General features: G+C 66.4%; 5 protein-coding genes. 3 read left to right on the forward strand and 2 right to left on the reverse strand.

Annotated elements, in window-relative coordinates; all coding sequences use genetic code 11:
• Nucleotides 1–23: 23 nt before the first annotated feature.
• On the forward strand, nt 24–89 hold the full coding sequence (locus C477_RS25045; RefSeq protein WP_449404401.1) for a hypothetical protein: 66 nt from the start codon (nt 24–26) through the stop codon (nt 87–89).
• A gap of 30 nt (nt 90–119) precedes the next feature.
• Here C477_RS25045 and C477_RS14875 read toward each other — a convergent pair whose 3' ends face one another.
• Both C477_RS14875 and C477_RS14880 read right to left on the reverse strand, forming a co-directional pair.
• Entirely contained in the window at nt 120–347 is a 228-nt protein-coding gene (locus tag C477_RS14875) for a ribbon-helix-helix domain-containing protein (protein WP_008895334.1), read from the reverse strand.
• Nucleotides 348–666: 319 nt separating this feature from the next.
• Entirely contained in the window at nt 667–966 is a 300-nt protein-coding gene (locus tag C477_RS14880; RefSeq protein ID WP_049914571.1) for a hypothetical protein, read from the reverse strand.
• A gap of 256 nt (nt 967–1,222) precedes the next feature.
• Between C477_RS14880 and C477_RS14885 the strand changes: the two genes are divergently transcribed.
• Nucleotides 1,223–1,828, forward strand: a complete 606-nt coding sequence (locus C477_RS14885; RefSeq protein WP_008895336.1) for a sulfite oxidase-like oxidoreductase — start codon at nt 1,223–1,225, stop codon at nt 1,826–1,828.
• Between the two features lie 85 nt (nt 1,829–1,913).
• Nucleotides 1,914–3,169, forward strand: a 1,256-nt coding sequence (locus C477_RS14890) for an isochorismate synthase (protein WP_008895337.1), incomplete at its 3' end; no start/stop codon positions are given.

Genomic DNA, 3,169 nt, shown 5'->3' on the forward strand with positions numbered 1-3,169 from the left:
AGAGATGTGTATAAGAGACAGGAATCGGCCTCGTCGTCGCACTCCTCGGCCTGGCCGTCGCGTTCGGAATCCCGTTGCTCGCGGTCTGACTGAGTGGTCGAGAGCGAAAATCGGCGGCGTTAGAAGACGTACTCGTCGTCGTGACCCATCATACCGTCGTCTTCGAGGCCGGTTCCACCGCTCGTCCCCTCTTCCTCGTCCATCGGTCCGCTGGTCTTGTAGGCTTTGATCCCCGTCGAGAGGAGGTCTTCGATCGCCTCCTCGCGGTTGACGAACTCGCCGCGCTCGACCATCTGGGCGATCTGCATCTCGAGGTGTTCCGGGATGGTGATCTCTACTTTCGGCATCTGATTCGGCTTTCGGCGAGGGGGTATTTAGGTCTGACGGGGACACCACACGCCGCGGATCGTCCCCGATCGTCGCACGCGGCGCCGACCGCGAATTGGCGCTACCGCTCGCGAATCGAGGGTCGGTCGCCTCGAGTTCGCTGCGGCCGGTCCCGAGCCAGGAGGTCGGTAGTCTCAGCGCGACCGACTTCTCGACGAACCTCGCTATCGACGGTCGGTAGTATCCGTCTAGAAAGGACCGCTGACGGCGTCGCAGTCGCTTCGCAGCGATCGAATCGTGATCGTACCGCGGGTCTCGATCGCGTTCGATTTCGATCCGTTACCGGTTACCCATCATGGAGTCGAACGCGTTCTTCAGCGTCGTCCCCGGCTGGGTGATCGACTGCAGCTGGTTGAGCATCTTCCGCTGGTTGAAGTAGCTCGCGAACGCGAGGATGGTCGGCGGCCAGAGCCCGATGAACGTTCCCAACTCTCGCTCGCCTCGAAGGAAGAAGTAGTACAGCGAGAGTCCGACGGATGCGGCCGACGCGACGAACGCGGGACCCATGGCTTCTTCGCCGACTTCTTCTGCTGACTGTTCGGTGACTTCTTGTTCGGATATCTGCTGTCTACTTGCCATACAGGTAAGCGTGGTCGAGACTGTACTAAGGGATGGCGAGGGTTTCGCGAGGAAGCCCCTGAATTGTGACGTCGGACCGACTGTTACAGTTCGTTTCACCCCCGCCACCGGCCCGGAAATACGAGCTTACGTGTCGGCGATCGTTTCATTCGAGCGGTGTGTCTCGGTCACACGCGACCCGTCGATGGATGGGTTGTCGGCCCAGTCCGTCCGCCGGAGGCGTCACATCTACCCGTGTCGGGACGTACGCACGCGTATGACCAACGACGACGCGACCGACGTTACGGAACTCTACCGCGAGTTCGGCGACGAGCGGCTGCCGCCCGGACAGCGGGAAACTTCGGCGTTTCCGGTGCTCTCGAAGAGCGGGACGCCCGACTGGGATCCCGAGACGTGGGAGTTCACCGTTACCGGCGCCGTCGACGAGGAACTCTCGCTTTCGTGGGAGGAGTTCCGCGACCTGCCGACCGAGACCCAACAGCAGGACTTTCACTGCGTCACCGGCTGGAGCAAGTTCGACTGCCGGTTCACGGGCGTTTCCTTCCCCACCCTCGCCGAGCGCGCGGGCGTCCACGACGACGCGGTCCACGTCATGTTCTCGGCGCTGGACGGCTACACCACCGATCTCCCCCTCGAGGACTGCATGCGCGAGGAGGTCCTGTTCGCGTGGGCCTACGACGGCGAGCCCCTCCCCGAGGACCACGGCGGCCCGCTGCGGGTCGTCACGCCTCACAAGTACGCTTACAAGGGGGCGAAGTGGGTCGACGGCGTCGAGTTCCTCACCGAGACCCAGCGAGGCTACTGGGAGAAACGCGGCTACTCGGAGACGGCGAACCCGTGGGAGGAAGAACGGTACAGCTAGGCGCGAGCGGGGATCGATAGCGGGGAGCGCGGGCCGGCGCCCGGGATAGTTAGGCTGAAGGCGCGGCGGTCCTGAACTGCGTTCGATGGATCGAACGTCGGGTGAGCGTCGGCTCGCGAGTGATTCCGACTCGCTGCTAAGCGCCGACGCGACCCCCCTCGTCAGCGCCAGCCGGAAACTCGAGGACGTGTCGTTCGGCGCAGTCGTCGACGCCGACGACGAGTCGCGAGTGCTCTGGTCGACGCCCGCCGGACTGGAGATCGTCGGCCGAGGCATTGCCGCTCGCCTCACGGCCGACGGAACCGAGCGGTTCGACCGACTCCGGGCACGCGCGAACCGGGCGTTCGACGGCCTCGAACACGACGGCCCGCGCGTCGCCCGGCCGCGAGCCTTCGGCGGCCTCTCCTTTCACGACGGCCACGAGCCGACGCCGCCGTGGACCGGATTTCGGGCGGGTGAGTTCGTCGTTCCGCAGATATTGGTCGTTCGAAGCGACGCGGACACCTGGCTGACGGCCGTCGCGTCGGACCACGAGACGGCGGCGGATCGACTCGAGCGCTGGACCGACCGGCTCCGGGAGCTGCCGTCGATGCGACCGAGCGGCGACGGTCCCGGCGTCGAATCGACCCGGCGAACCACGTCGCGCGTGGACTGGACCGCCCAAGTCGAGACCGCCCTCGAGCGGATCGAACGGGGCGAACTCACCAAGGTCGTCCTCGCGCAGGCGCTGTCGGTCGACCTCGAGGGGCCGGTCGACGTCCCCGAGACGCTCGAGCGGCTGCGCCGCCGGTACCCGAACTGTTACCGGTTCCTGGTCGGTCGCGAAGACGGCGGCACGTTCTTCGGCGCGCCGCCGGAACGGCTCGTCGCCAAGCGCGGCGACCGCGTCGAGACGGAAGCACTCGCGGGATCGATGCCACGCGGCGAAACCCCCGAAGCCGACCGGGCCTACGCCGACGAAATGCGCGACAGCGAGAAGTTCCAGCGCGAACACGGCCTCGTCGCCGACGCGATCCGCGAGCAACTCGAGCCCCTCGCGAGCGACCTGACGATCGGCGACCAGACGATCAGACGGTTGGCGACCATTCAACACCTCCAGACGCCGATCGAAGCGACCCTCGAGGGCGATCGCCACGTTCTGGAAATCGTCGAGGCGCTGCACCCGACCCCGGCGGTCGGGGGCGTGCCGCCCGCGGCGGCCTGGGAGACGATCCGCGACACCGAAACGTTCGATCGCGGCTGGTACGCGGCGCCGATCGGCTGGTTCGACGCCGCCGGTGACGGCGAGTTCGCGGTCGGCCTCCGCTCGGGGATCGCGACCGACGAGACGGTCACGCTCTT

The sequence above is a fragment of the Haloterrigena salina JCM 13891 genome, assembly GCF_000337495.1.
GTDB classification, from domain to species: Archaea; Halobacteriota; Halobacteria; order Halobacteriales; family Natrialbaceae; genus Haloterrigena; species Haloterrigena salina.